23 protein-coding genes are annotated in these 25,972 nt (G+C 63.3%); 10 read left to right on the top strand and 13 right to left on the bottom strand.

Features of this window, described 5'->3' with window-relative positions:
* The first annotated feature begins 176 nt into the window (after positions 1-176).
* A complete protein-coding gene (locus U1702_RS15875; RefSeq protein ID WP_332726147.1) occupies positions 177-1,040 on the top strand; it encodes a polysaccharide lyase family 7 protein in 864 nt (287 codons plus the stop codon).
* Positions 1,041-1,315: 275 nt separating this feature from the next.
* Here U1702_RS15875 and dxs read toward each other — a convergent pair whose 3' ends face one another.
* From dxs to U1702_RS15860, 3 genes are all read right to left on the bottom strand, one after another.
* Positions 1,316-3,238 carry a 1-deoxy-D-xylulose-5-phosphate synthase gene (gene dxs, locus U1702_RS15870; RefSeq protein ID WP_332726146.1) on the bottom strand — a complete coding sequence of 641 codons (1,923 nt, stop codon included), beginning with the start codon at positions 3,236-3,238 and terminating at the stop codon, positions 1,316-1,318.
* Between the two features lie 116 nt (positions 3,239-3,354).
* Positions 3,355-3,813: a Fur family transcriptional regulator gene (locus U1702_RS15865; RefSeq protein WP_332726145.1), complete on the bottom strand. Its 459-nt coding sequence runs from the start codon at positions 3,811-3,813 to the stop codon at positions 3,355-3,357.
* Positions 3,814-3,855: 42 nt separating this feature from the next.
* The gene (locus U1702_RS15860) at positions 3,856-4,239 is read right to left on the bottom strand and encodes a MerC domain-containing protein (RefSeq protein WP_332726144.1); all 384 of its coding nucleotides are present in this window, start codon (positions 4,237-4,239) and stop codon (positions 3,856-3,858) included.
* A gap of 101 nt (positions 4,240-4,340) precedes the next feature.
* On the opposite strand from U1702_RS15860, the gene U1702_RS15855 reads away from it, so the two are divergent.
* The 5 genes from U1702_RS15855 (at position 4,341) to rpsI (ending at position 7,669) form a co-directional block, all read left to right on the top strand.
* Positions 4,341-5,366, top strand: coding sequence for a COX15/CtaA family protein (locus U1702_RS15855; RefSeq protein WP_332726143.1), 1,026 nt, complete (start codon positions 4,341-4,343; stop codon positions 5,364-5,366).
* Positions 5,363-5,677, top strand: coding sequence for a divalent-cation tolerance protein CutA (gene cutA, locus U1702_RS15850; RefSeq protein WP_332726142.1), 315 nt, complete (start codon positions 5,363-5,365; stop codon positions 5,675-5,677). The genes U1702_RS15855 and cutA overlap by 4 nt, the downstream gene beginning before the upstream one ends.
* Positions 5,674-6,492 (top strand): hypothetical protein, encoded by an 819-nt coding sequence (locus U1702_RS15845; protein WP_332726141.1) that lies wholly within the window; start codon positions 5,674-5,676, stop codon positions 6,490-6,492. Before cutA ends, U1702_RS15845 begins: the two co-directional genes overlap by 4 nt.
* A 131-nt stretch (positions 6,493-6,623) precedes the next feature.
* The gene (gene rplM, locus U1702_RS15840) at positions 6,624-7,103 is read left to right on the top strand and encodes a 50S ribosomal protein L13 (RefSeq protein ID WP_332726140.1); all 480 of its coding nucleotides are present in this window, start codon (positions 6,624-6,626) and stop codon (positions 7,101-7,103) included.
* Positions 7,104-7,117: 14 nt separating this feature from the next.
* Positions 7,118-7,669 carry a 30S ribosomal protein S9 gene (gene rpsI / locus U1702_RS15835; protein ID WP_332726408.1) on the top strand — a complete coding sequence of 184 codons (552 nt, stop codon included), beginning with the start codon at positions 7,118-7,120 and terminating at the stop codon, positions 7,667-7,669.
* Positions 7,670-7,806: 137 nt separating this feature from the next.
* Here rpsI and U1702_RS15830 read toward each other — a convergent pair whose 3' ends face one another.
* From U1702_RS15830 to U1702_RS15810, 5 genes are all read right to left on the bottom strand, one after another.
* Positions 7,807-8,040, bottom strand: a complete 234-nt coding sequence (locus U1702_RS15830; protein WP_332726139.1) for a hypothetical protein — start codon at positions 8,038-8,040, stop codon at positions 7,807-7,809.
* A gap of 269 nt (positions 8,041-8,309) precedes the next feature.
* Positions 8,310-9,080, bottom strand: a complete 771-nt coding sequence (locus tag U1702_RS15825; RefSeq protein WP_332726138.1) for a metallophosphoesterase family protein — start codon at positions 9,078-9,080, stop codon at positions 8,310-8,312.
* A complete protein-coding gene (locus tag U1702_RS15820; protein ID WP_332726137.1) occupies positions 9,077-9,907 on the bottom strand; it encodes a diacylglycerol/lipid kinase family protein in 831 nt (276 codons plus the stop codon). The genes U1702_RS15825 and U1702_RS15820 overlap by 4 nt, the downstream gene beginning before the upstream one ends.
* A gap of 6 nt (positions 9,908-9,913) precedes the next feature.
* Entirely contained in the window at positions 9,914-11,071 is a 1,158-nt protein-coding gene (locus U1702_RS15815) for an aminotransferase (protein ID WP_332726407.1), read from the bottom strand.
* A gap of 45 nt (positions 11,072-11,116) precedes the next feature.
* Entirely contained in the window at positions 11,117-16,222 is a 5,106-nt protein-coding gene (locus U1702_RS15810; RefSeq protein WP_332726136.1) for an FG-GAP-like repeat-containing protein, read from the bottom strand.
* Between the two features lie 600 nt (positions 16,223-16,822).
* Here U1702_RS15810 and U1702_RS15805 point away from each other — a divergent pair.
* The 3 genes from U1702_RS15805 (at position 16,823) to U1702_RS15795 (ending at position 19,565) form a co-directional block, all read left to right on the top strand.
* Positions 16,823-17,536 (top strand): hypothetical protein, encoded by a 714-nt coding sequence (locus U1702_RS15805; RefSeq protein ID WP_332726135.1) that lies wholly within the window; start codon positions 16,823-16,825, stop codon positions 17,534-17,536.
* Between the two features lie 395 nt (positions 17,537-17,931).
* Positions 17,932-18,843 (top strand): SOS response-associated peptidase family protein, encoded by a 912-nt coding sequence (locus U1702_RS15800; RefSeq protein WP_332726134.1) that lies wholly within the window; start codon positions 17,932-17,934, stop codon positions 18,841-18,843.
* A gap of 32 nt (positions 18,844-18,875) precedes the next feature.
* On the top strand, positions 18,876-19,565 hold the full coding sequence (locus tag U1702_RS15795; protein WP_332726133.1) for an SOS response-associated peptidase family protein: 690 nt from the start codon (positions 18,876-18,878) through the stop codon (positions 19,563-19,565).
* Positions 19,566-19,714: 149 nt separating this feature from the next.
* Here U1702_RS15795 and U1702_RS15790 read toward each other — a convergent pair whose 3' ends face one another.
* From U1702_RS15790 to U1702_RS15770, 5 genes are all read right to left on the bottom strand, one after another.
* Positions 19,715-20,218 (bottom strand): hypothetical protein, encoded by a 504-nt coding sequence (locus tag U1702_RS15790; RefSeq protein ID WP_332726132.1) that lies wholly within the window; start codon positions 20,216-20,218, stop codon positions 19,715-19,717.
* Between the two features lie 248 nt (positions 20,219-20,466).
* Positions 20,467-20,838 carry a hypothetical protein gene (locus U1702_RS15785; RefSeq protein ID WP_332726131.1) on the bottom strand — a complete coding sequence of 124 codons (372 nt, stop codon included), beginning with the start codon at positions 20,836-20,838 and terminating at the stop codon, positions 20,467-20,469.
* A gap of 101 nt (positions 20,839-20,939) precedes the next feature.
* Positions 20,940-21,743: a DNA adenine methylase gene (locus U1702_RS15780; RefSeq protein ID WP_332726130.1), complete on the bottom strand. Its 804-nt coding sequence runs from the start codon at positions 21,741-21,743 to the stop codon at positions 20,940-20,942.
* Between the two features lie 154 nt (positions 21,744-21,897).
* Entirely contained in the window at positions 21,898-22,731 is an 834-nt protein-coding gene (locus U1702_RS15775; protein ID WP_332726129.1) for a phage portal protein, read from the bottom strand.
* The gene (locus U1702_RS15770) at positions 22,652-24,778 is read right to left on the bottom strand and encodes a terminase large subunit domain-containing protein (protein WP_443026861.1); all 2,127 of its coding nucleotides are present in this window, start codon (positions 24,776-24,778) and stop codon (positions 22,652-22,654) included. The genes U1702_RS15775 and U1702_RS15770 overlap by 80 nt, the downstream gene beginning before the upstream one ends.
* Positions 24,779-24,983: 205 nt before the next feature.
* On the opposite strand from U1702_RS15770, the gene U1702_RS15765 reads away from it, so the two are divergent.
* Entirely contained in the window at positions 24,984-25,910 is a 927-nt protein-coding gene (locus U1702_RS15765) for a hypothetical protein (RefSeq protein WP_332726128.1), read from the top strand.
* The last annotated feature ends 62 nt before the right edge of the window (positions 25,911-25,972 follow it).

Here is a 25,972-nt window from a genome sequence, read left to right as displayed (position 1 = left end):
CCTGCGCGCCCGTCAATTCGTGCGCCACGATCAATGCTCCCAAAGCAGTGCACGCGCGCGGAACCGCTTCTCCATCGGAAAGATTCGCAAGTTGTCCTACAACATGTAATGACACCGGTATCATACCGGGTGGCGCTTGGAAGGGTTGTTTAATGCGTTCGAGTACCCTGACATCCGTGGCCCTCACCCTTTTGCTCGCCGGCTGTGGCAGCGCCGGATCCGGCGGCGGGACCGTGACGACGCCGACACCCACACCCACGCCGACACTTACACCCACGCCGACGCCCACGCCCACGCCCACGCCGACCCCCACACCGGCCGCGACGCCGACGTGCGAACCCGTCATTGCCAACCCGACCAGCCAGTCGCCCTATTCCGATCCGGCGTTCCGTCAGGCACTTGACAATGCGCTGACGCTGCAATGGCCGGTGAGCATCAATGCCTGCATGAACACCGCCGCGTTGCAAGCGTTCACCATCGACCCCGACAATTTCTACCGCGACAGCGAAGGCCGGTTCGTCTTTGCGTTCACCAATGGGGTCGTCGACAGCAATGCGTCGGTGACGACGCGGCTGGAGCTTCGCGGCGCGAATTTCGAGGCGTCCTCGACTAACAAGATACTCGACGCCAGTTTCCAGCTACCCGCGAACGCCGGCAGGTCGCCGAGCTTCACCATCGCCCAGGTGTTCAGCGAGACCGAGGGTGCGCCGATCGTCCGCATCGCCGTGATCGCCAGCCGCGAAGGGCTGGCCAATCATATGTGGGTCGCCTATCGCCGCGGTCTGGGCGACAACAACACGATCTTCACCGATCTGGGACCCGCGCCCGGCCCGGGCGTGACCGCGCGCATCCGCATCGCCTATAATAACGGCGGCGCGATCGAGGTTTTCTCCAGCGGCAATGGCGAGACGATCCGGCTGACGGAAAATCTCGGCTTCTGGACCATTGCGGGCAAGCGGACCTATTTCAAGGTCGGCTGCTATCTGCAATCGGCGGGCGGCTGCGAGGTACGATATACCGCGCTGACCTTCGATCGCTGAGGGCGGGGTTTAAAGTCTGGACTCAATACCGGCAACGCCCGTGATCGCTTTGGGAAGTCTGCTGGCAAGGCGGATTGTGAAGTGCGTAGGCGCTACGCGCAAGCGACCCAACGCAGTCCAGCGGGCTTCCCAAAGCGACCGCGAAACGGCGGGCGGATTTTGGCGCAGGGCTGCGTTGATCGTCGGTCACGATACGCCGCATCGCTTCCTCCTCTCGCCTTGCCCTGCACCAAAATCCGCTCCGTCACGGGCATTGCAGGTATTGAGTCCAGACCCTAGGCCCGCACCCCCGCGACCTCGCTCTCGTTCCAGCGCAGCGCCTTCAGCACCGTCTCGACGATATTGGCAGCGTTGAGACCCGCCTCGTCATATTGGACTTCGGGCTTGTCCTGATCCTGGAAGCGGTCGGGCAGGCGCAGCGTGCGCAGCTTGAGCCCGGCGTCGATCAGCCCCTCGTCGCTCGCCAGCGTCAGGACGTGTGCGCCGAAGCCGCCGACCGAATTCTCCTCGATCGTCACCGCGACCTCGTGCGTGGTCAGCAGGCGGCGGATCAGCGCCTCGTCCAGCGGCTTGGCGAAACGCAGATCGGCGACAGTGGTCGACAACCCCTTGGCATCGAGCGTGTCGGCGGCCTTCAACGCCTCCGCCAGCCGCGTGCCGAGCGACAGGATCGCGACCTTGTGCCCGGTGCGCACGATCCGGCCCTTGCCGATCTCCAGTACCTGCGGCTCGGCGGGAATCTCGACACCGGTGCCGTTACCGCGCGGATAGCGCAGCGCGATCGGGCCGCTGTCGTGCTCGACTGCGGTCTTGGTCATATGCGCAAGCTCCGCCTCGTCAGCCGGGGCCATCACCACGAAATTGGGAAGCGTCGCCAGATAGGTGACGTCGAAACTGCCCGCATGGGTCGCGCCATCGGCACCGACGAGTCCGGCGCGATCGATGGCGAAGCGGACGGGTAAGTTCTGGATCGCGACGTCGTGGACGACCTGGTCGTAAGCGCGCTGGAGGAAGGTCGAATAGATCGCGCAAAACGGCCGCATTCCCTGTGCCGCGAGTCCAGCGGCGAAGGTCACGGCGTGTTGCTCGGCGATGCCGACATCGAAAGCGCGCTCGGGGTGGGCCTGTGCGAATTTGTCCACCCCGGTACCAGACGGCATCGCCGCGGTGATCGCGCAGATGCGGGGGTCGGTCTCGGCCAGCTTTGCCAGCGTCTCGCCGAACACATTCTGGTACGATGGCGGCCCCGGCGGCGATTTGGCCTGTGCGCCGGTGATGACGTCGAATTTCTGCACGCCGTGATACTTGTCGGCGCTCGCCTCGGCGGGGGCATAGCCCTTGCCCTTTTTGGTCACGACATGGACCAGCACCGGGCCTTCCTTCGCGTCGCGGACATTCTCCAGCACCGGGATCAGATGATCGAGATTATGGCCGTCGATCGGGCCGACATAGTAAAAGCCAAGCTCCTCGAACAACGTGCCGCCCGTCACCATGCCCCGCGCAAATTCCTCGGTCTTGGAAGCGGCGCTGTGGACTCGGCGCGACAGCTTGCGGACGACCTTGCTCGCCAGACTGCGCAGACCGAGATATTCGGAACTGGACACGACGCGCGCGAGATAGGCCGACAGCCCGCCCACCGGCGGCGCGATCGACATGTCGTTGTCGTTCAGAATCACGATCAGGCGGTTGCCTGCCTGTTCGGCGTTGTTCATCGCCTCATAGGCCATGCCGGCACTCATCGACCCGTCGCCGATCACGGCGATGCCGCGTCCGGGCTTGCCGGACAGCTTGTTCGCCACCGCGAAACCCAACGCCGCCGAGATCGAGGTCGAGCTATGCGCCGCGCCGAACGGATCATATTCGCTCTCGCTTCGCTTGGTGAAGCCCGACAGCCCGCCCCCCATGCGCAACGTGCGGATGCGGTCGCGCCGCCCGGTCAGGATCTTGTGCGGATAGCATTGGTGCCCGACATCCCACACCAGCCGATCTTCAGGGGTGTCGAAGACATAATGGATGGCAACGGTCAGTTCGACCACGCCGAGGCCCGATCCGAGATGTCCGCCCGTGGTGCCGACCGCAGAGATCGTCTCCGCGCGCAGTTCGTCCGCCAGCTGGCGCAACTGGTTCGATTTGAGCTTGCGGAGGTCGTGCGGCGTATCGACGGTGTCGAGCAGCGGCGTATTCGGAAGATCAGCCATTACCCGCACTTACTCCAGCACCATGATGGTGTCGATTGCTACAACGCGGTTACGCTGCTGGTGTGCCGCGCGTCATGAGCAAAAGCTGAGCAGTCGATGAAATAGAGGTCAGGCTCTCAGTCGCAGTCAGCGCACTTGCCGCGCACTTCAATGACGGGGCGCACGGGGGAAAAACCCGCATCCTTGGCTGCCGAACGGACATTCCGCGTGATGCTGTCATCATCCAGATGCGTCGTCTGGCCGCACGAGTCACACACCAGAAAGATGCAGTCGTGCAGGCAATCCGGATGCGCGTTTGCGACATAAGCGTTGGAACTCTCGACTCGCCGCGCGAGGTTGGCGCTCACGAACAGGTCGAGGATGCGATAGACGCTGTTGGCAGCCACGCGCCGCCCCTCTTTCTTCGACACCGCCTCGGCAATGTCATAGGCCGACGCCGGCTTGTCGAACCCGGCCAGTGCCTCGAAGATCGACGCACGCATCGTCGTCCACTGCTCGCCCGCCTTCTCCAGCGTCGCCTGAGCGGCATCGGTCAGGTCGGAACCTTCATGCTCATGATGTTTGTGCGCGTGCATGGACGGTATGTAGGCTTGCGAGCGGTTGGCAGCAAGCGACGGCTAGTAAGTCGCTCGCCGGTTGAGATCGTGGCCCAGTGCGAGAACGGCAACACCAACCACCGTCCACAAAATCTCCTGCCCGCCATGCGGCAGGCTCAGCGCGCCGGCCATCATGCCAAGGCCGAACGCACCGACGGCGGAGGGCATCATATAGCCATGCTTCCAGATGCCGCGGCCCAGCGCGACCAGCCCGAACACGATCGCCAGCATCAACCCGATCTCATGGATCGCAGGATGCAGCAATCCGCCCGCCGCCGACACCAAAGCCAGCAGCACCGTGCTGGCCAGGCAATGCGCCAGACACAGGCTCGACACCCCGATCGCAAAGCGATCGAAGCGCGTGTCGACCTGTTCCCAGAATCGGGGGGCAACGGCATATGCCATGCCCGCGATATAGATCGACGGCCGGGAAGTTACAACATCACATCGCGGTAAACCGAACCCTGCGACTGGCAATTACCGTGCGCAGCGAATAAACCATGCCAGTGTCTGCGTTCACCCACCCCGTCCGCCCCCGCGCGATCGCCAACTGGCTGTTCTTCGTCGCCGCGCTGATCGTGCTGATGGTCGCCGTCGGCGGCATCACCCGCCTGACCGAATCGGGCCTGTCGATCACCGAATGGAAGTTGGTGACGGGCATTTTGCCCCCGCTGAGCGAGGCGGCGTGGCAGGCCGAGTTCGCCAAATACAAGCTGATCCCGGAATACAGCCAAATCAACCAGGGCATGTCGCTGGCGGCGTTCAAAGGCATTTATTTCTGGGAGTATCTCCACCGTCTGCTCGGGCGGCTGATCGGAGTCGCCTTCGCGCTGCCGCTGGCGTGGTTCGCATTCCGGCGCGCGATTCCACAGGGCTATGGCTGGCGGCTGGTCGCGTTGCTGGCGCTGGGCGCGCTCCAGGGCGTGATCGGTTGGTGGATGGTCACGTCCGGTCTGGCAGAGCGTACCGATGTCAGCCATTTTCGGCTCGCCGCGCATTTGCTGCTGGCCCTGTTCATTCTGGCGGCGCTGATCTGGACCGCGCTGGACCTGCGCAGGCTGGGGCGCGATGCCGGGTCGCGGCCCGCGCGGGTGACGGCGGTGGCAGGCTGGACCGGACTGATCCTGTTCGTGCAGCTCGTCTTCGGTGCATTTGTTGCGGGGCTGAATGCCGGACTGGTGACCAATGAATGGCCGCTGATGAACGGCAAGCTGTTCCCTTCCGAGGTGCTCGCGGTGCGCCCGTTCCTCGACGCGCTGTTCAACGATCCGGCGCTGATTCACTGGGTCCATCGCTGGTGGGCATTCGTCGCCGTCGGCGCGCTGATCGTGCTGGCACGACGGGCAAAGGCAGCGGGCGACCGGCGCGCGTCGATCGCAATCCACAGTGCGTTCGGCATCCAGATCCTGCTCGGCATCGCCACGGTGATGACCGGGGTCGAGATCGTCGTGGCGGTGCTGCACCAGCTTGTCGGCGCGCTGGTCGTCGCGGCGAGCGCATGGGGCGCGCATTCGATAGGGCGGCGGCGATGAGCGACATTGCGCTGCTTCATGTGACGTTTGCCAATGCCGATGAAGCCGAGCGCATCGGACGATCGATGGTCGGGGAAAATCTCGCCGCGTGCGTCAACCTGCTTGGCCCGTGCACGTCGATCTATCGCTGGCACGGACTGATCGAGACCGCGACCGAGTATCGCGCGCTGTTCAAGACGACGCCCGAACTGGCGCGCGAACTGGCCGAGCGCATCGCCGCGCTGCACAGCTACGACCTGCCCGCGATCGAGATTTGGCCCGCCGCTGCCGGTGACGCGGTGGCGCAGTGGGTCGACGATTCCACCCGTTGATCGGGACCCCAATCATCTTCGGCGCATTCGCGGCGCAAGCCATGGTCGCGGGGTTCGCGCCGCCGGTCGACAAGCCGATGCGTGTCGTCAGCGAAGCCGTGCGGATCGACAACGGGGTCACCCGCCGCTTTGTGAATGCGCGCCGGATCGTGTTTCGGCAAGCGGGCAGCGGGTATCGCGCCGAAATCGTGATCGAGGCAGCCGAACCGGTTGGCAGCGCGGACGATCCTGCGGCGATGTTTCGCGCAGGCTTCGCCCGGATCGCCGGAAGAACGGTGGTAATTCATCTCGATCGCGCGGGGCGCGTTACCGCGATCGACGAACAGGCGGCCTTGTGGACCGCCGTGCTCGATGGCATCGGCGCACAGGCTCCCGCAGGAACGAGCGACCTCGACCGCAAACGCGCAGCGCGGGTGCGGGCGATTCGGGGTGCGCTGGCGCAGATGCCGGCCGACCGCCAACAACTTATGCTTGCCTCACTGGTCGCGCCGTTGATTGCCGCAGATATTGCAACCGCCGGCGAAAGCCCGCCCCGCGCCGTCCGCCTGCCCGCCACCTCGCCTTATGGCACGGCGCAGCTCGATGGCATCCGTGCGGTGCAAATGACGCGCGGCCAACTGGAAGTCGCCGTCACTGCGCATGGCATGGTCGCAATCCCCGGCCCGGACGGCGCGTCGGGCAGCATGTCGCTGGAAACCGTGCGCCGCGTCGATCCGATGACCGGCCTTGTCACGGACAGTGTCGAAACCGTCCGTACCCTTGCCCCCGACGGATCGGTCGCTGCCGAACGAGTGACGACAACCCGGCTGGAATGATCGGGTATTCCAATACCCGTCGAGAAACCCGCTGTTTTGCTTGACTTTCAGCACCCCCTAACGCAAATGCCCGCCATCGACGCCGTCCTGTCCGGGCGGCGTCATGCATTTTAACTTAGAGGTCTGGCCCCATGAAGGCGCTGATGAAGACCACGAAGTCGGTTCGTCCGGCCGACGTGGAAAAGAAATGGCATATCGTCGATGCCCAGGATCTGGTCGTCGGCCGTGCCGCCGTGGTGATCGCCAACGTCCTGCGCGGCAAGCACAAGACCAGCTTCACCCCGCATGTCGATTGCGGTGACAATGTCATCGTCATCAACGCCGACAAGGTGAAGTTCACCGGCAAGAAGCTGGCCGACAAGGTGTATTACAAGCACACCGGTTATGCCGGCGGCATCAAGGAAGTGACCGCGCAGAAGCTGCTCGAAGGCCGCTTCCCGGAGCGCGTTCTGGAGAAGGCGATCGAGCGCATGATTCCGCGCGGCCCGCTGGGTCGTGAGCAGATGCGCAACCTGCGCATCTTCAAGGGCGCCGAGCACCCGCACGCCGCGCAGAACCCCGAAGTCCTCGACATCGCGGCCATGAGCCGCAAGAACAAGGTGGGCAACTGATGTCCGACACCAATATTTCCGACGGGCGCCAGTCCCTTTCCGATCTCGGTGCGATCGCTGCCGGTGAAACGCCTGCGGCTGTGACCGCCGGTGCGCCTGCCAGTGCCGAGGATTACATTGCCGGTGCGCCAGCACCTGTCGTCTCGACGATGCCGCTGCGTGAGCAGATCCTCGACGCCTATGGCCGCGCCTATGCGACCGGCCGCCGCAAGGACGCCGTCGCACGCGTCTGGATCAAGCCCGGCTCGGGCAAGATCACGATCAACGGTCGCGATCAGCAAGTCTATTTCGCGCGTCCGACGCTGCGTCTCGTCATCAACCAGCCGTTCGGCGTCGCCGAGCGTGACGGTCAGTATGACGTGGTCTGCACCGTCAAGGGCGGCGGGCTTTCGGGCCAGGCCGGCGCCGTCAAGCACGGCATCGCCCAGGCACTGACCAAGTTCGAACCGTTGCTGCGCGCGCCGGTCAAGGCCGCCGGGTTCCTGACCCGCGACAGCCGCGCGGTCGAGCGCAAGAAGTACGGCAAGGCCAAGGCCCGCCGCAGCTTCCAGTTCTCGAAGCGCTAATCGGTTTCCCGACGGGGAAAGGGAGGGCGGTCCGGCAACGGGCCGCCCTTTCTCGTTTGGGGATGGCAAAGCTGCCGATTCCGGCGTCGGGCAGACTGAAGCGATGACCGTGATTGGTTAAAGCTACCGTTGCAAAATCATGGATCGGCGCGCTTTCGGACACTAATGATCCGCTCAATAATCACGGTTCTTGTACCATCGCCGAGATATTGTTTCTCGCGTTTGGTCATGCCGACCCGGCCATAAAATTCCACCGCGAAGACGCCCCATACCGGCTCCTTCTTTTGCCAGCGGGCTGCGTCTCGAGCTCTATCATCCAGTTCCGCACAGACCGACTTGTCAGTGCATTCAATGGATGCGCCATCGTCCAAGATGGGCGACGGACCCGTTGTGGCACGACACCGTTCAAGTCGGCTATTCTCGAAATTAGTGAACCACTGACAAGTCAGGCGTTGTTGCGGCCCAAACTCTGCCCCCCTGACGGTTAAGCGCTGGCCTACCTGAGAAGACGTTAAGGCGAGTGCGAATGCGATGACGTGCCACATTCGCATAGCCTAAACTCAATCGCGTTGTCCGCAATGGCTTGTAAGCGGTTCTAGCGTCCCGGCATAAGAGCCAACCCATCGCTGTCATTCGCTCCCTACAACCGTACTTCCGTATCCGGCCCCTCCGCCGCGATCGTTGGATCAGCCGACGCCCCCATCATCCGCGCGACCGTCGTGAACGCAACGCCATCGATCGTGATCTCGTTGAACGACGGCGCACTGTCGCGCGTGCGTTCGGACAGGGTGCCCGCGCCGATCAGCCGGACCGACTCATGCGCGATGTCGAACGGGTCGTGGACATGCCCCGTCAGCACCGCGTCGACGCCCGCCGCCGTCAGCGCCGCCAGCGCCTCCCGCCCGCCACGCGTGCGGGAGGTGCTGCGCGTACCCGCCTCGATCAGCGGATGGTGACACGCCACGAAAACCAGCCGATCCTTCGGCACGTCGCGGATCATCGCCAGCGTCTCGGCGAGCGCACGCCCTCCGACATAGCCCTTCGACCAGTTAAGCCGGAACTGGAACCGCGCCGTGGTCTTCATCGGCACGATCGTTACCCCCGGCAAATCCAGTGGCCGCTCGATCATCTTCTCCAGCGCGCGATAGCGCCGATAGGGCGTGAACAATCGTGCCCAGAGGTTGAAATAGGGCAGGTCATGATTGCCGACCTCGACCGTCACCGGCCGCCCCAGCCCCTCCAGCCACGCCGCCGCCGCCTCGAACTCGCGTCGCCGCGCGCGCATCGTCAGGTCGCCGGTCATGATGACGGCGTCGGGCTGTTCGGCCTGCACCAGCCCGGCGAACCAGTCGAGTGCCGCCGCATCCTCCGCGCCGAAATGGATGTCGCTGACATGGAACAGCCGGATCATGCGGGCACCTTCGTCGCAATAAAGGCGGGCGCGGTCGTGCCGCCACTGATCTCCGCGCCGGGATCGAGCGTCACCGGCTCGCCATCGAACAAGGCCAGGATCGGTCGCCGCGATACCGGCCGCAGCCGCTCTGCGCGCCGATCGGTCACCGCCCGCGCCGCGATCCAGTCTCCGGTCAGCCAGTTCCAGCCAAGCTGGGCGATCGAACCCCAGTCGCGCGCATCGATCGCTGCGACCTCCAGCCCCTCCGCCGTGGGCGCGACGAAGATCGCCTGATAGCGTTCGTGCATCCCCGGCACGCCCGAAACCCGCAATCCCTTGCCGAACGTTCGCCGCCACGCGCTGCGCATTGCGCGGAACACTCGCGCCACGCGCCCCTTGCGCGCCGCTTCCCGCGCGCGGCCCCAATGTGCGGCGGGGCCAAGGATCAGGCCGACGAACGCGCGATACGGTCCTGCCTCGATATAGGGGAGCGCCACCCGCCGCCCGCTTTCATGCGCGGCATGGATGATCGCCGCCGGGTCGGCATCGCCGTGCAGCGACTTGGCCAGCATGTTCATCGTGCCCCCGGGCAGAATTAGGAACGCCCCGTCCCAGCCGGCCAGCGCGCACAGAGCCGCATTGATCGTTCCGTCACCTGCGAACAGCACCACGGTATCGACCTGCGCCGCCGAAAGTTCGGCGTCCTTCGGGATTGCCGCATCCGGAAAGCCCGTGCGTCCGGCCAGCGTCAGTCCGCGTTCGGCGAACACAGCCTCCAAAGCTTCGCACTTGGCCTGCGTCGCCGACCCCGAATGGGGATTTGTAATGAACCACAGTCGCTCCATGCGCGCCTAACGCACGAAATCGCGCCGCGCCGCATCCATGCGTTCGATTGCAGCGTCCAGCACTCCGTCCTGCTTGGCAAAGCACAGCCGGACGAGATGCGTTACGGGCGCTTCGGCATAAAAGGCTGACACCGGGATCGCCGCCACGCCCGCCTCCGCGACCAGCCGCTCGCAAAACGTCACATCGTCCAGCGCGATACCCGATGCGGGCAGGTCGATCGACAGGAACCAGGTCGCCGCACTCGGCAACACGCGATAGCCCGCCGCGCTCAGCCCCACCGCCAGCCGATCGCGCGACCGCTGAAATCCAGCCACAGACCCGGCAATCCACGCATCCTGCGTCGCCAGCCCCTCCGCCACCGCCCATTGCAGATTGGGCGGGGTGGAAAAGGTCAGGAATTGATGCGCCCGTGCCAGCAGCGCGGCGATCGGCGCGGCCGCGCACATCCATCCGACTTTCCACCCGGTGAGGGCGAAAATCTTGCCCGCCGATCCGATCTTCACCGTGCGTTCGCGCATCCCGGGCTGTCCGATTAGCGGGCGGTGGCGTGCGCCGTCGAACACGACATGTTCCCACACCTCGTCACAGATCGCGATCAGGTCACGCTCGACGCAGAAAGCGGCGAGATCGGCCAGCTCGGCATCGGACAGCATCGACCCCGCCGGATTGACTGGATCGTTGACGACGATCAGCCGGGTGCGCGGACCCGCCACCGCCTCCAGCGCCGTGCGCGTCAGCCGCCAGCCATCGGGATCGAGGCTCGCCAGCCGCGCGACCCCGCCCGCGCGTTGCACCAGCGGAAGATATGCGTCGTATAGCGGCTGGATCAGAATGACCTCGTCCCCAGGCGATATCAGCGCGAACAACGCGGCCGCGATCGCCTCGGTCGCGCCCGATGTTACGATCACCTCGTCGGCGGACACGTCGAGTTGCTGGTGCCGCGCATAATGTCCGGCGACCGCCGTCCGCAATTCGGGCAACCCGGCCATTGGCGGATATTGGTTGGACCGCATCGTCAGCGCATCGGCAGCCGCCCGAACCACCGCCGGACAGCCGTCACCGTCAGGAAAGCCCTGCCCCAGATTGATCGCGCCGGTCGCGCGTGCCCGCGCCGACATCGTCTCAAAAATCGTGGTGCCCAGCGCGGCATAGATCGGGTTCATACCGTGCAGCATGACGGGTGGCGGGTCGGCCCGCCACCCTCGATATCAAACGAATGGCACAGGCGTGATGATGGTGCCGACCGGGCTTTCCAGATGGAACACATAATCGCTGCCATTCTGGTACCCGGCGGCCGAGTTCAGCCCGTTGACGATCAGGAAAGTCTGGCCGGCCATGTCGCCGCCGGTGGCGGTGAACAGTACCGCCTGACCCGATGCCATCTGCGCGGCGCCGATTGCAGCGGCCAGATCCTGATTGAACGTCGCCAGCGACAGGTTGCCGCTGACCGGGGCCGCGACGCTGGTGACCGCGAACGGCAAGTCGATCTTGTCCTGTGCCGCATTGAACCCGACCAAAATATCATAGTTTACGCCGGTCGATTGGCTCGCCACGTCGTAAGCGAAGATGTCAGCCCCCGCGCCGCCGGTCAGCCGGTCGCCACCGGCACCGCCCCACAGCCAGTCGTCGCCGCCACCGCCGATCAGGTTATCGCCCACCGCCCCGCCATAGATGCGCAGATCGCCACCCGCTTCCGCCGAGCCATCGACCCTGAGCGAGGTCAGCAGCGGATAGCCCCAGATCGTCAGACCGCCCGCGTCCGCCACCAGGCTGTCGGCGAGCGTCAGGTTGAAGCTGTTGCTGTCCCCCACCGGCCCGCGTTGCAGCGTGATCGCCTCGACCCCCTGAATCGCTGTGCCATCGAGCGTGATCGTGTAATCGCCGTCCAGCGCCAGCTGATCGTTCGTTCCGCCGCCGCCATTGACTCGATCGACCGTTGGATCGAACCGGCCCGGCCCGAACCAGAATCCGTCATTCTGCGCGCCGCCGGTCAGATCGTCGGTCCCTGCCCCGCCGTAAATGCGGAAGCTGCCATTGGTCTCGGCCGATCCGTCAAAGGTAAAGTTGTTGCCCGCGCCCAGCCCCGTGCCGAACACCGTCAGGACCTGACCCGCTGCAACATTGTTGTCATGCGTAGTGATGTCGTAGCTGTTGCCCGCACCGCTTAGCAGACCGATCGTCTCGATGTTCGAGAGCGTGTTCGCGCCCAGCACGAGCGCGTTGCCGCCGGTATAATCGCCGCGCAAACCGACCTGATCGTTGGTCCCGCCCGCGCCGTCGATGGTGTCGTCCGCATCGAGTTCGGCACCCATCATGAAGGCGTCGTTACCCATGCCGCCATTGGCGTTGTCCGCGCCGCCCTGCGAAAGATCGAAATAATCGGAACTGGCCGTGCCGCTCAGGCTGTTGGCACCGGTGTCGCCGTGCAGTTCGTCGCCCGCATTGCTCACCCCGTTCACGGTCACTTCCACCGCGATACTGTCCGGGCTGCCCGCCAGCGTGTAGCTGAAAGTGTCGACGACCGACGCGTTGACCGCCCCCGTCGCCGCTGCGGTCAGCGCGGTGACCAGATAGTCGAACGCGTCATTGGGATCATAGCCCAGCGTACCGTCGCCGTTCAGCGTCACGATCGCGCCCGAATCGAGCATCGTCGACTGGCCGCTGGTCAACGCGACGCCATTGACCGTGGCGATGGTCGGTGCCGGGCCGTCGATATCCTCGTCATTGGTCAGCACCGCGATGGTGATCGGCGTCAATTCGTCGGTCGAAGCGATATCGAGGTCGCCAACGGGTGCGTCATCGACGGCGTTGACGGTAATCGCCACCGTCGCGGTCACGGCTCCCGCTGCAATGGTGATATTGCCGAGAAACTCAACCTCGCCGCTACCGCCGATCAGGATTTCGGCCAACCCGTCCCCGTCAAGGTCGACAACGGCAATGCCGTCACCCTCGATCGTCTCGAATGTTTCGGGCGCATTGAAACCGCCGTCGCCAATACCGGTCAGGACCATCAGCGGTTCGGACGAACCAAAGCGGATCACCGCCAGATCGAGATTGCCGTCGCCGTCGATATCGCCCGCCGCGATGCTTGCAGGCGCGCCGTCAGGGCCGAGGTCGGTATAGACCGGTGGCGCGAAACCACCGCCCACCTGACCCAGCAGGATGCCAAGCGCGCCGTCCCCGTCGAACGCGGTGAATGCGATATCGGCGATGCCGTCGTCATTCAGATCGGTCACCACCATCGACAGGATAAAGCCAGCCGCTGCGGCGACCACTGTCGGTGTATCGAAACTGCCGTCGCCATTGCCGGACAGCAGGGCGATCCGGGCATCGGCGTCGATGAACAGCAGGTCGTCCGCGCCGTCTCCATCGAAATCGCCAGCCGCCAGGCGGATGCCCGACACCGCATCAGGCGCGACGATCGTCGGTGCCTGGAACCCGCTGCCGTCGGCTTCCTGAAGGATCAGGCAGATATCGCCGGTCGCTCCGTCGATCGTCATGAAATCGACCCGGCCGTCGCCGTTGAAATCTGCGGTGGCCAGTCCGACCGCGAGATTGGGAAGCGTGGTCGCCAGCACAGGCGTGCCGGTTGCGGCGTCCAGATACTGGATGTCGCTTTCCAGCTCGCCGGTTCCCACAATGACAAGATCGATCATGCCGTCATTGTTCACGTCGGCGAGCGCGAATCCGGTCGGCAGCGAACTCCAGGGCAGCGCCGCCGGCCCACTCGGTGTGATCACGCCGAGGCCATAGCTGCCGCCGCTTTCGACCGCGAACAGGAAGACTCCCTCGCCGCCCGATTGAAGCGCGCTCACAATGCTGCCGGGTGCCATACCGATCGGTTCGACCCCGCCGTCGAACGCGATTTGCGCGGGAATCATCACGTCAGGCAATATGATCGTCAGCGTATCGCTTCCGTTGAAGTCGGCATCGCTCAGATAGCTCAGCCCGCCTGCGGCCAGCGTCGCGTTGATCTCACCGCGGGTCCCGGTGAGCTCAATCGTGTCGCTGCCATTGCCGCCGCCGCTGATCGCGCCCTCGTCGATCCCCCCGGGCACGTCAGTGCGGAAGGTCAGCGTTCCCTCGGTCACGGTGAAGGTGACCGTGACGATGTCCATCGGGCTGCTGTCGGGGTCGTCGAGCGAAATGCCGGTGATCGCCAGCGCGACATCCTCATCCGCCGTCGCATCGAGCGGGGCGGTGATGCTTACCGCATCGTCGGCCGGTTCCAGCAGCACCGTCGCGGTTTGCGAATCCAGCTCGGTCACGCCATCGCTCACCGCGATCGTAAATTCGCGGCTGTCCGGCGCGGCCAGTTCGCCGACATATTCATAGCGCAGCGATTCGATCACCGCCTGAATGCCGCAATCGCATGCGACCGCGTTGAACGTCACGACCATCGGCGTGCCGCCACTGCCGCCGGTAAAGCTGCCGATCACATCGCCTTCATACAGGATGTCGCTGCCGTCGATTTCCAGGTCGAGGAACGCGTCGTCGGCAATGGTCAGCATATCGTTGGCATCGGCACCCGCATCGGGCGTGATGGTCAGCGTCCAGCCGGTGAAGTCGGTGCCGTCATCCTCGAAATAGGGCAGCCCGGTCAGCGGGATCGGCCCGCTATTCTCGATAAAGGTCGTTTCCGAATCGTCGCTGAGCGCGGCAATGTCGAGGTCGAGTTCAGGCGGATCATCGACCGGAGCGACGTTGATGAGCACGACCGCTTCGTCGTCCTGGGTATCGTCGCCACCGTCGTCGATGCCGCCGTCATCGACCGCACGAAAACCGAATTCGTCGAACGAGCCGCCGACATAATAGCCATCGGGCTCAGGCGCATAGGTCAGCTTGCCATCGACGATGTCGCTCGCGGTGATGAACTGGTCGACCGTAACCGCCACCGGATCGGCGCCGCCGGCACCGTCGGCATCGAACAGCAACTCGCCGAAAGCCGGCAGATAGGTAACGATGATACCCGCAAAGCCGTCGCCTTCCGGATCGTCATAGCTTTGGGTGAAATCGCCGAGCGTCAACGTTGCGACGCCGTCCTCGTCCATGAAAATCGTCGCCCAGTCCGAAAAGGGCGGATCGTTGACCGGCGTGACGTCGATGGTGACGAAGGCGGTCATGGTGTCCGCGCCACCAGCGTCGGTACCGCCGCCATCGACCAGGGTGAACGATACGGTGCGCTGGCTTGCCTCAATCGCGTCCGAACTGTTCGAGAAGGCGATGTTGCCCATCACCAGCTGGACAGCGCAACCGCAGGCGACCGAATTGAACGTGATTACCAGCGGGTCGCCGTTGCTGCCGCCGCTGAAGCTGCCGACGACATTGCCGTCATAGGTAATGTCGGACCCCGCTATGCCGAGCACGCCGGGACCGCCGCCCATGTCGTTGATCGTCAACTGATCGTCGGCACTGCCATTGGCGGTGAAGGCGATCGTCAGCACGGCGCCGTCGAAATCCTCATTGTCGTCGTCGAGCAGCGCTGCGGGGGCGAGCAGGAGCGGACCATCGCCCTCCGTGAAACTGGCCACGGCGTCGCTGCCGGCCTCGACCGGGTCGAGATCGATCACCGGCGCGTCGTTGACCGGTGCGACGTTGATGAGCACGACCGCTTCGTCGTCCTGGGTGTCGTCGCCGCCATTGGCGGTACCGCCGTCATCGACCGCGCGGAACCCGAACTCGTCATACGAACCCCCGACGCGATAGCCCTCGGCTGCCGGCACATAGGTCAGCCTGCCGTCGGCGATGTCAGACGCGGTGATGAACTGGCCGACCGTGACCGCCACCGGATCGCCCGCGCCGGCACCGTCGGCGTCGAACAGCAGATCGCCACTGGCCGGAAGCGTGGTGACGAAGATCCCGGCAAAAGCATCATTCTCCGGATCGGCATAGCTTTGGGTAAAGTCGCTTACCGTCAGCGTCGCAACGCCGTCCTCGTTCATGAATATGGTCGCCCAGTCCGAGAAGGGCGGATCGTTGACCGGCGTGATCGTGAAGTCGAAGCCTGCGCCCGATACCGTGCTGCCGGTCCCGTCAGCGACGTCGAAGCCAAAGCCGTCACTCACGGTTTCGCCACCGTCGTGCGTATAGGAAATCAGCCCGGCGGCGATATCCGCCTGGGTGAAGCTGTCGCCCATGCCCAGCGCGACGCCGTTGCGGTAAAGGGTGCCGTTCGCGGAGACGCTGGTGATCGTGTAGACAATCTCATCGTCAGTTTGTTCGGCGTCGTCATGGTCGAGCATCGACGCAGTGATGGCGACGCTGCCACCTTCATCCACCGTCGCGCCGGTATTGGTGGCGCTCGTCAGGAACATGCGAAGCTTGACAGGCGCGTCAGCTACCACTTCGGTGAATATAGCGGTTTCGTTCAGATGGGCCGCATGCCCATCACGCAAAGCAAACCGTTCCATCCCGTCCGCCACTCCCCCTTGCGATGTCGGCGGATGATGCCACAATCAGGGAGCAATCCCAACGGAAATGCCTAGCTTATACTTCCGTCCCGGCGCGATGTTCGCGCGTGGCCGACGCGAATATCACGAAACACCTGGAATAGCTGGTGAAATGCATTGCGCTGGCGCCATAGCAGCCGTTAGCGCACGAAAAAGCCCGCCGGACACGGGGTCGGGCGGGCTTTTAATGGTGGGCGTGGCAAGGATTGAACTTGCGACCCCTGCGATGTCAACGAACCGAACTGCACGGATTTCTCCCGTTTAGCTCCCTTCTCGTAATTTTCACGAGGCGTTGAAACCCGCAGAAATCCGTCGCTGATCGACGGCGACGCCGGAGCGGCATCGGAACCGCGCCGCCCCCACCAAGCGCGCTCTCGCGCCTGCATCATGCACGTCCCGCGTCGGAAGCGAGCGCTTCTGGCGGCGGTTTCGTGCGCCCAGCGAACCTCCATGCGGAGGCAGAACATGCCGCACAATTCATTCGTCTCTACGCGCGAAACACGTCAACTCATCAAGGGCACCTCGGCCGCTATGCGCGGCAAATCTCGTGGCCAGGACCGTCAGGTTCGCCGCGACAGCTATGACATAAACGATCCCCGCGCTCAGGTGTTCTCACGAATCGCTGACGGCACAGTTGCGGGCGGCTTAGGCTGGGCTGATGACTTGCTAAAGCTGGCGAAAGAGTTCGACGTCGTTCACAAAAAACCCGGTGCGCGCGGACCGTTGCAAGCCAACGGAATCCGCGTCCTCGAGGTCTTGCTTTATAAATGCCTCAATTTCAAAACCGGCACCCTGGAACCCGCGCTAGCCGCGATCGGAATGATGAGCGGACTTTCGCGCAACGCTATCGTCGGCGCGCTCAAACGGCTGAAGCAGCACGGCTTCCTGAGCTGGGTTCGGCGAAGCCAAAAAACGGATGGCGCGGGCGAGTTCGGCCCGCAGCGCGAGCAGGTCACCAACGCCTATTTCTTCGACATGAGGATGCTTCCCAAGGGCGTGCTCCAGCGGTTTCGCGATCTGCGTGAGAGGCGCCGGCGGCGGCGGGAGAGCGCGGCGAAGATAGGTGCGCCCCCGCCCACCCTCTCGGGCTTTCCGGCTATCCGCGCGCCCCAAGACCCGGCGCTGGCAAAGCTTCTCGCTGACCTCGGCTCGTCTATCGGGAACGCGAGTTCACAATAGATGCTGTATACCCTCTCAGAAATTTAAGGATGAAAGGTCTCGCTTCGCGAGGCGCAATTATAGCTGGTCAATACCCACACCCGTCGGACAACTGACAACCGAACCGCGATGCGGTGAGTTCGGGACGGGGCGGCATGTGCCGCCCCGGGTGCTCCCCAAGGGGGAACACGGCAAGGTTCGGACCAATCCGCGTCGTCACGCTCGCGGCACGCAAAATCGGGTTTAGGTGCATCGAACTGCATCAACGGAACGACGGCCCGTCTCCACCGACGACCCGAGAGGATACGCATTGCGTCGAACGGGACGCGAAAAGACCGCGGGCGAGGCGGGGGGAAGAGCGCCGCGCGAGGGGTGGCGACGCACGGATCGCTGGACCTCGTCACCTTGTTCGCTTTATGTTCCGATTCGTGCTCCGTCATCACGAATCGATCATCATCAATCTTGCATTGCAGGTTCTGCATGAGGCCACCTATGCCACTGGCGGAGGCGTGCTGGGCCGGTTGCCTGTGCGCCTCGCGCTCCGCGTGCTGATGCCATTTGTCAAAGAACGCACCCCGCTTACTGACTTTTGGACTGAATTCACCAAGGGAAACCGCTTGGCCTGGGAGGGTTGCCACATACCCTATGGTGCGATCAAAGCCTCGCTCGAAGGTGCCGGGTGGCAGGTCGCAGAGGAAGACTATCCGCCTCCCGCCGTGCCAGTCTGCGCTGAGCTCGGCCTGTCCCACGACCTCGTCGCCCTCATCGAGCGCTTTGGCATCCGCAAGGTGGACGAAACCGATCGCGGGCGCCCGGCCCAAGTGGCGCGCCCGGGCAGCGGCTGCTGGGTGATAACGTGGGACAACGCCTCTCCACAGCTGCGCCAGGCGAAGTGGGGCATCCGGCGAACGGTCGCGGGGTACAGCGGCGGTCGCGCGATCGAGTACGTCACCAATATCCGCGATCCGGAGCGCACATTCTGGCGCAGGGGTAGCGTCGAGAAGGGCGTCCTTCCGGCGGTCCGCTGCATCTTCCCGGTCCGTGAAATCGGCCACCGCGCCGCCGGCGTCTCCACGGGTCCTGCGACAGAGTGGTACGGCATGTCCAACGGCGAGCAGTTCGGCATCGCCGGCTTATGGGTGGGCGAGCCGCACCTCGCTGCCGCCATGCATGTCAGCGAACCCAACCCCGCATTCGCTGCTTTTGGTGATGCGATGCCGCTCATTCTCCACCGCGAAGACGAACGACGCTGGCTCGAGCACGGCGATCTCGACGCGCTCGCGCTTCCCTTCCCATCTCAGCTTATGATCAAGCTGCAGTTCAGTTGACTCCACCACGCGATCGGCGCGACATCCGGCCCATGTGCAATCGCAAGCATCAAAGCGACAAGGCGGTGCAGCTCTGGCTCGATCACCATGGCGTCGCGATCGACGCCGACTGGACGGATCGGCCTCGACCTGGCCAAATCTTCCCCACGGGCAAGAAGACAGCGCGCCACGGCCTGGTCGTGCGCCGCGCCCAAGACGGCAACCGCCCGCTCGTCGCCGAGCTGATGGAATGGGGCTTCCCGCATCAGGTGCCCGGCAAGCGACCAGGGACCATGCTCGATCGATTCATCACCAATGTGCGCCACCCACACTACCCACTTTGGCGGGATACTTTCGCGGATCCCGCGCATCGCTGCCTTGTCCCCTTCACGCATTTCGCCGAGCCGCATCCTGAGGGCGGTAAGGGCGACGATAATCTCCCGAAACAGGCTTGGTTCTGCCTGCCCGACCAGCCTGTCGGCGTTTTCGCAGGGCTATGGACAGACACGCCGCGCGGCCGCGCCTATGCGTTCCTGACCTGCGCTCCGAACGCGATCGTCGGCGAATATCACCCAAAGGCGATGCCGGTGATCATTGCGCCGGACGAATGGTCGACATGGCTCGAGGCCCCGGCGAGCCAGGCGAAAAAGTTGCAGCGCCCCTATGCGGGACCGATGGACGTCCAGATCACGACGCCGCGATTGTCCGACGGAGGCGCCCTCGATATCGTCGAGCCGGCATGAACGTGTGTCTGCCAGCAGCGAACCACCCACCTGCTCCGCCGCATGCGAAACCGCTAGTCCACCGCCAGAGTATCGAGATCACAAAAAAAACGGAGCAGCGCCAACAACGCTGCTCCGTCCGTTCATCAGTCGCCGCAAAGCGGCAACCGCTATTCCCCTTCCAGACCAGCCAGCTTGGGTCCGATCGTCTTCGCAACGTCGATTCGTACGCTGTCATTATGCGCCTTGACGGTGGTCACGACTTTACCGTTCTTGTCGAGCAGAACAGCCTCTTCGTCCGTGTTTTCGCGAGCCATGCGCACGATCAACGGGCGCGGGTACAGCCGGTTACTGGCACCGTTGCTGCCGTCGACGATCGCGCCGACGCCGCCGCCAAGCAGAATATTGCCGAATGCCGAACCACCCAGTTTCGACTGTATCAAGACATAAGTCGGCTTATACCCGGCCATCGTAAAATCGGCGCGCTGATCGTTCTTACGTTTGAACTTCAGCATACAAGGCGTCACGCACTCTTCGCCGCCGGTAAATTTCACGGTCGCGCCCTCGGGCTTTGACTGCGAAGCATAATCCACATTGGTACCGTTAAGCACCGTGGCGCATCCGCCAGTCCCGAACGCCAGCGCAGCCGCAGTTGCAGCGAGTATTATTTTCATGATGTAGATCCCCCCGTAGTTCTCAACTCATGGCGTTAAATTATTTTACGGTAAAGCGTTTTTTGGATCGCAGTGGCTGGGTCAGTGCCACCGCGATCCTGCAATGAGATTGCGTTGGAGCGGACGAAACGGACCGCACGGAAGGATCGAAATCCGCGAGCATCCTTTCCACCCAGCATAAGACATTCTGGTGCGGATCGTGACGCGCTGAAAAGGGTTCGGACAAGATACAAATCGATTTTCGAACCCTAGCTGTCGTTCCAATATCGCTTCATTTCGTCGGGAATCGGGTTGGCTTCGAGGATGCGGTAGAACGCCCCTCGACCTGTCTCCCCTTCTTCGGCCCGATACCGTTTCAGATGCCGCAATATGTGCACTGCGACGGTTTCCGCGCCTTGCCGCTGTCTCGCGGGCGTATCGAGGTTCGTGTCGGCCGACAACATCACTGCCGCCGCACGCGCGAGAATATCGATGAAATCATCGGCGAGCGGTGACCCTGGCTCGGACGTCAGCCGATCGAGCGTGAAAATCATCTGCGCGACGAACTGCTCTGCCATCGCCTCCTTGTGATCATCCCCAACGAAGAATTTGGGCGTCGGCGCCCGTTGCGAACCGGCCAATGTACCCTCCACGAATGAACCACCCGCACAGCATGCTCTTCGGTGCCATGACGTGCAATTCGGAGCGTGCGCCGAACGGGCGCCCGCCAGCGCCCTGCCCGTTACCCGAGATCGAAATTGCTGATTAGCAGCTCGGCGGCTGCCTTCCCCGCCCCCCGCCCGGCGGTATAGGTGGTCTCCACCTCGGCATGCATGAAGCCTCCGAAGACGTCACGCACGCCCGACGTGTCGTTGATCGAGAGCACGAACCGCCCGCGCACATCGCGCAGTTGAACAGCGAGACGTTCGAAGTCGGCCCGATCGAACACCCCGTCGCCATAATCGCGTTCGCACCCCCAATAGGGGGGATCGAGATAGAACATCATGCCGGGCCGGTCGTATCGCTTGATGAAATCGGCAAAGGGCAGCTGCTCGATGACGACGCCGGCAAGCCGCTCGTGGATCTCCGCCAGCATCGGTTCCAGCTTCGACACGTTGAACCGCGCGCCCTGGCTGAAATCGACGCCAAAGGTCCGGCCCTTCACCCGCCCACCGAACGCGAGCCGCTGAAGGTAGAGGAACCGCGCCGCCCGATTGAGATCTGTCAGCCGCTCCGGCGGCGTCGCCATCAATCGTTCAAACTCGGCCCGGCTGCTCACGCGCCAGCGCAGCACGTCGATCAGGTACGGATAATGCTCCTGGAGCACGCGAAAGAAAGTCGCAACGTCGCCGGAAATATCGTTGATGACCTCGACCCGCATCCGCTTGCGCCGGCGCAGAAAGATGCCGCCCATCCCGACGAACGGCTCGGCATAGGCCTCGTGATCGACTCCATCGAGGATCCGGACGATTCGCCCCGCCAGATTACGCTTTCCACCGATATATCCGGCGGCGGGCGCCACCGGCTTCACATTTACGCTATACATGTTGGAATTCTCGCCTTTTTAGAGATCCGACCCGATTTCATCGGGTGCGGGATGGCCGACTGGCCGATCTGTCATGGCGAGCGTAACCTCGTCGGTAGGCCGGGCCGCCACCCGGCTTGCCCCCGCCCGGCCAACTCGACCGGCGGGGGCAATCTCAGGCCGCAGCTGCGGCGGGGTCGATCAGCTGGTCGAACGCGACCAGCTCTTCACCGGCATCGTCGTTCAGCTGCAGGAACCGCGCCATCAGCGGCATAATCTCGAGCATCCAGAACCCCGCCATCGCCTGCAGCGGGTTGCCCAGCACCGACCCTTGCGCCGGCACGATGCCCAGCATCTGCGGCGGCACCCGGTGCGCGGCGAGCACATCGTCGCGCGTCGCGTTCTTGATCCCCAGAAACTCGTCTTTCGCGCCGACCTCGGCGATCGGCAGGATCTTCAGGCTGCCTTCCTTGCCATTCGGCGCATGGACGAACAGGTTCTTGAAATTGCCCGGCCCCTTCGATTTGCGCAGCGCGTCACGCATTGCGACCGTGTCGTTCTCGTCGATATCGCCGGTGGCATAGAGGATATAGCCGGCATGGCTTCCGTTGAGATAATAGCGGCGCCGAAACAGCGTCGCGGCCTCGTTGAGCAACGCCGACTGCAGCGCGCTCAGATATTCGGGGACGCCATAAATCTCCTGATTGATGTCGGGCTGCCGCAGCATCAGCACGCTACCGGGCCGGAATTCGGTCTCCGCGCCATAGCCCGGCACGAACCAGAACTGCCCCGGCAGCAACCCGCGCCGCGTATATTTGGCGAGCGTATGATCGTATCGCATAACCCCTCCCAGCACGTTCAGCCGCGCCTCCAGGAAGCCGAATCCGAATACGAGATAGTCCTGAACCAGTGCCTCGAACGCCGCCCGGCTAAACCGCGGCGATGGCCGGAACGCGGCGACCAGCAGATTGCGCTTGAGGAAGATGGCGGAGCTGTGGTGCGGCGACACGCGAAACGCACGGGCCAGCCCATCGACGGGAATGGGAGGCTCGTACCAGCGGCCATTGTGGACGCACTCCAGCATGTCCATGATCTCGCGTCGGTTGAGCACCGGCTCCGGATCGCCGAAGCTGAACGCCATCCCGCCCGATTTCCCCTCGCTCGATGCCGACGAATTTGTCGCTACGATCGCCCCAGCTGAAGCCGCCACCGTCTCCCCCCGCGACATCCGCCGGGTCTTCCGCTTCGCCATCGATAATCTCCATGCGCGTCTTTGGCCGCGCCTTGCCGTCCAGGGGTTCGTTGATAAGGATGTGCATGACGGCCCACGCCAGATCGGCATGGCCGGTCTCTTCGCTGCGGCTCGCCTTGAACGTGATCGCGCGCCCGCTTCCGGTGAGCGCCTTTTTGATCGACAGGAAAGACGACTGCACGTCGATCCACCCGGCGTCGAACTCGATCCGCCCCCGCGCGAAGCTGTGCTGCGCCTTCATCACCATCGCGGCCTTGGTCTCGAGCGAATATTCGATCTTGACCACGCCGCGCATGCGGTCGCGCAACAGCTGATAGACGGCCGCCCCGACGCCGGTGGCATCGACGCCCAGATAGGTGCAATTGTATCGCTTGAGCCGCGCGACGACGAACTCGGCCTGTGCCTCGAAATCGAGGCCACGTAGCGGCCAGCGCTCGAGCAGGCGGAACTTGCCCCCCGGCCCTTCCGGCGGCAGCGCGATGACCAGCGCCGCATTGTCGCCGTCTTCGCTCTCCTGCGGATCGTACCCCGCCCACACCGGATGATTGCCGACGGGCCGGTTGGCGAGCAGATCCACGTCGCGCCAATCGACGATCGCATCGACCGTCGCGCGTTGCAGCTCGTTGAACTTGAACGCCGACAGGCTGTCGTCGACGAACTGGCACATCAGCAGGTTGGCGAATTCGTCGGGGGCATATTCGACGCGCAGCTCGTCGATGTCGAACAGGTCGCACCCGCGCGCGCCAGCGTCCTCGATCGTCACGATTTGACGCCACACCTGATCCTCGCACAGCACGCCGGCCTGCAGCCGGGCATGGCTGACGTCGATCGTGACGCGGTCCTCTTTCTTGACGCGACGATTGCGGCGCTCGCCGGTCCAATAGGGATGGGCCTGATGCGCGACACTGGACGGGGTTGAGAAATAGGTGCGGCGCCAGCGCTTGTGCATCGCCATGCCGCTGGCGACCTTGTTCAGCTCCTCGAATCCATAGGTCCAGAAGAACTCGTCGAAGTAGAAATTGCCATGATAGCCCTGCGCGGTGCGCGCATTGGTGCCGAGGAAGATCAGCTCCGCCGCCGGTTCGCCCTCGGGCATCGTGTCGGCGGTGATGACGATCGGGTCACCCTGCAGCTTGACGCCGACCCGCGCCGCGAACTGGATGATGTAGCCCCGGAAAATGTGCGCCTGGTTCTTCGACGCCGACAGAAATATCTGGTTGCCACCCCCGCGCAGGGCATCGATCAACGCCTCGCGGGCGAAATACCATGTCGCGCCGATCTGGCGCGACTTCAGGATCATGCGCGTGCGATTGTCCTTCGCCGCCCACCAGTCCTCCTGATAGCCGAACAGCTCGGCTTCGAAGATCGCCTCGAGCTGCTCGACCTGTTCTTCGGTGAAATGGTTCTTCGCGGCTTTCTTGCGCTCGCCCGCGTTGCGGTTGCCGACTTTCTCGTTGAGATCGCCCGCGTGCCCGCCGGGTGCCTCGTATCGTCGCACGCGCGCGGTCGCCACGACCTGACGCATCAGCAAATCGATTTCCTTGAAATCGCCGCCCGTCTTGCTTTCCTTGGCGATCAGCGAATTGAGTCGGCACTCGAGCGCGTCCTCGATCTTCGACAGCGACGGCGCCTCGTCCCACTTCTCCCGGTCTTTCCACGCCTGCACCGTGGACCGCTTCAGATCCAGTTCGTCGGCGATCTGGGTAATGCCCCACCCGCGCCAGTACAGGCTGCGCGCCTGTCGGCGCGCATCGATCGGAATCGGCATGGCGTGCGAGGGCAATGGATTGTCGGGCGGCGTCACCTGGATCAATTCGGTTAGCAACTGCCGTCCCTACAATCCCCGCAATCATGTAGAGCGCAGCTCTACACGGTGACATTTCTGAACGAAGAAAGCAGCGCCGACATAGTTAGTTACACTTTCGTTCAATTCATGACCAACCCGTGTTACATCTTCGTCGCAAAACTATTTGCATCGGGTCGAAAGGGCGATCCGAATAGAGGGGAGAATGCAGATGACTCAGGGATGCTTGGCATATCAGAATGACTTGAAACTGGTGGCAGAGAAGGCAGGTACCGATATTAGCGAGAAGCTGAAGGTGCTGTCTGATCGGTACTCGGAAGCTGCAATCGGATTGCGGGACGAGGCAGAGAACCAAGCGTATTTCGAGTTCGAGGTGACTTGGGACGAGACAAAGATCGTATTCGACCTTCCAGAGGTGGAAATTGTCGATCAAGACTGGGTTCTCGACCTGCCGCAGGTCACAATGGTCAATCAGGAAATGATTTTCCACACGCCATCGGTGCGCATGACGCTGCAAAAGGTCGGCCAGTATCCGGAATTTCACGGCTTCACCGTCGTTTGGAAAGATATCCTGATCGAGGTTCCTGAATTTTTCATGCAGGAGCAGCGGATCGTCATGGGTGTACCCGAGTTTCGCGTAGACCGGACCGAAATGACGCTCGGGATCCCTGAGTTCACGATGGCGCGTCAAGAGATTATTATGGGTTTGCCGCAATTCAAGCTGATCGAAGCGCACGTAAACATTCAAATCGAGGCTCAAAAACTCACCGAAAACGCGCAACGTGAAACGGCTGGGGTGAAGGCGGAGGCTGTTGCTCTTGCGGCGGCTGATTTCGCCCAAGCTGCCACCGCGCTTTTTTCCTGCTTGCGTACCTCGCTTCAGAATAAGCGCCTCGAAACAGCGGCGCTCATGGAGCCAGCGATCACGATGCTGGAGAGTTCGATTTCGAAATTTTCCAGCATCGACTCCGATGAAAGTCGGCAGATGATCTCCGACCTCAGTGCCAAGCTCGATTTGGCCAGGGTTAAGAAAGCTGAAGCTGACGCAAAGTTCGATGTTCAGATCAGCACGCTGCTTCACCAAGAACGCGCGACGGTTGAGGAGTTTGTTTCGAAGCTCGGTGGGGCCTGACGACTGGCTGTGACATTCGGTTTAGACTGCGCCCGTCTCTCTGGAGGCGGGCGTTTTTCGCG

Origin of the sequence: Sphingomonas sp. LT1P40 (assembly GCF_036663835.1) — a bacterium.
Lineage (GTDB): Bacteria > Pseudomonadota > Alphaproteobacteria > Sphingomonadales > Sphingomonadaceae > Sphingomonas.
The sequence above is the reverse complement of the archived record's forward strand: the minus strand, read 5'-3'. Positions and strand labels throughout refer to the sequence as shown.

Bases quoted from the DNA above. Each gene is read 5' to 3' on its own strand.
- dxs (WP_332726146.1), bottom strand. From the start codon at position 3,238: ATGGCTGATCTTCCGAATACGCCGCTGCTCGACACCGTCGATACGCCG.
- U1702_RS15865 (WP_332726145.1), bottom strand. From the start codon at position 3,813: ATGCACGCGCACAAACATCATGAGCATGAAGGTTCCGACCTGACCGAT.
- U1702_RS15860 (WP_332726144.1), bottom strand. From the start codon at position 4,239: ATGGCATATGCCGTTGCCCCCCGATTCTGGGAACAGGTCGACACGCGC.
- cutA (WP_332726142.1), top strand. From the start codon at position 5,363: ATGAGCGACATTGCGCTGCTTCATGTGACGTTTGCCAATGCCGATGAA.
- rplM (WP_332726140.1), top strand. From the start codon at position 6,624: ATGAAGGCGCTGATGAAGACCACGAAGTCGGTTCGTCCGGCCGACGTG.
- U1702_RS15825 (WP_332726138.1), bottom strand. From the start codon at position 9,080: ATGATCCGGCTGTTCCATGTCAGCGACATCCATTTCGGCGCGGAGGAT.
- U1702_RS15820 (WP_332726137.1), bottom strand. From the start codon at position 9,907: ATGGAGCGACTGTGGTTCATTACAAATCCCCATTCGGGGTCGGCGACG.
- U1702_RS15815 (WP_332726407.1), bottom strand. From the start codon at position 11,071: ATGAACCCGATCTATGCCGCGCTGGGCACCACGATTTTTGAGACGATG.
- U1702_RS15810 (WP_332726136.1), bottom strand. From the start codon at position 16,222: ATGTTCCTGACGAGCGCCACCAATACCGGCGCGACGGTGGATGAAGGT.
- U1702_RS15805 (WP_332726135.1), top strand. From the start codon at position 16,823: ATGCCGCACAATTCATTCGTCTCTACGCGCGAAACACGTCAACTCATC.
- U1702_RS15800 (WP_332726134.1), top strand. From the start codon at position 17,932: ATGTTCCGATTCGTGCTCCGTCATCACGAATCGATCATCATCAATCTT.
- U1702_RS15795 (WP_332726133.1), top strand. From the start codon at position 18,876: ATGTGCAATCGCAAGCATCAAAGCGACAAGGCGGTGCAGCTCTGGCTC.
- U1702_RS15790 (WP_332726132.1), bottom strand. From the start codon at position 20,218: ATGAAAATAATACTCGCTGCAACTGCGGCTGCGCTGGCGTTCGGGACT.
- U1702_RS15780 (WP_332726130.1), bottom strand. From the start codon at position 21,743: ATGTATAGCGTAAATGTGAAGCCGGTGGCGCCCGCCGCCGGATATATC.
- U1702_RS15765 (WP_332726128.1), top strand. From the start codon at position 24,984: ATGCAGATGACTCAGGGATGCTTGGCATATCAGAATGACTTGAAACTG.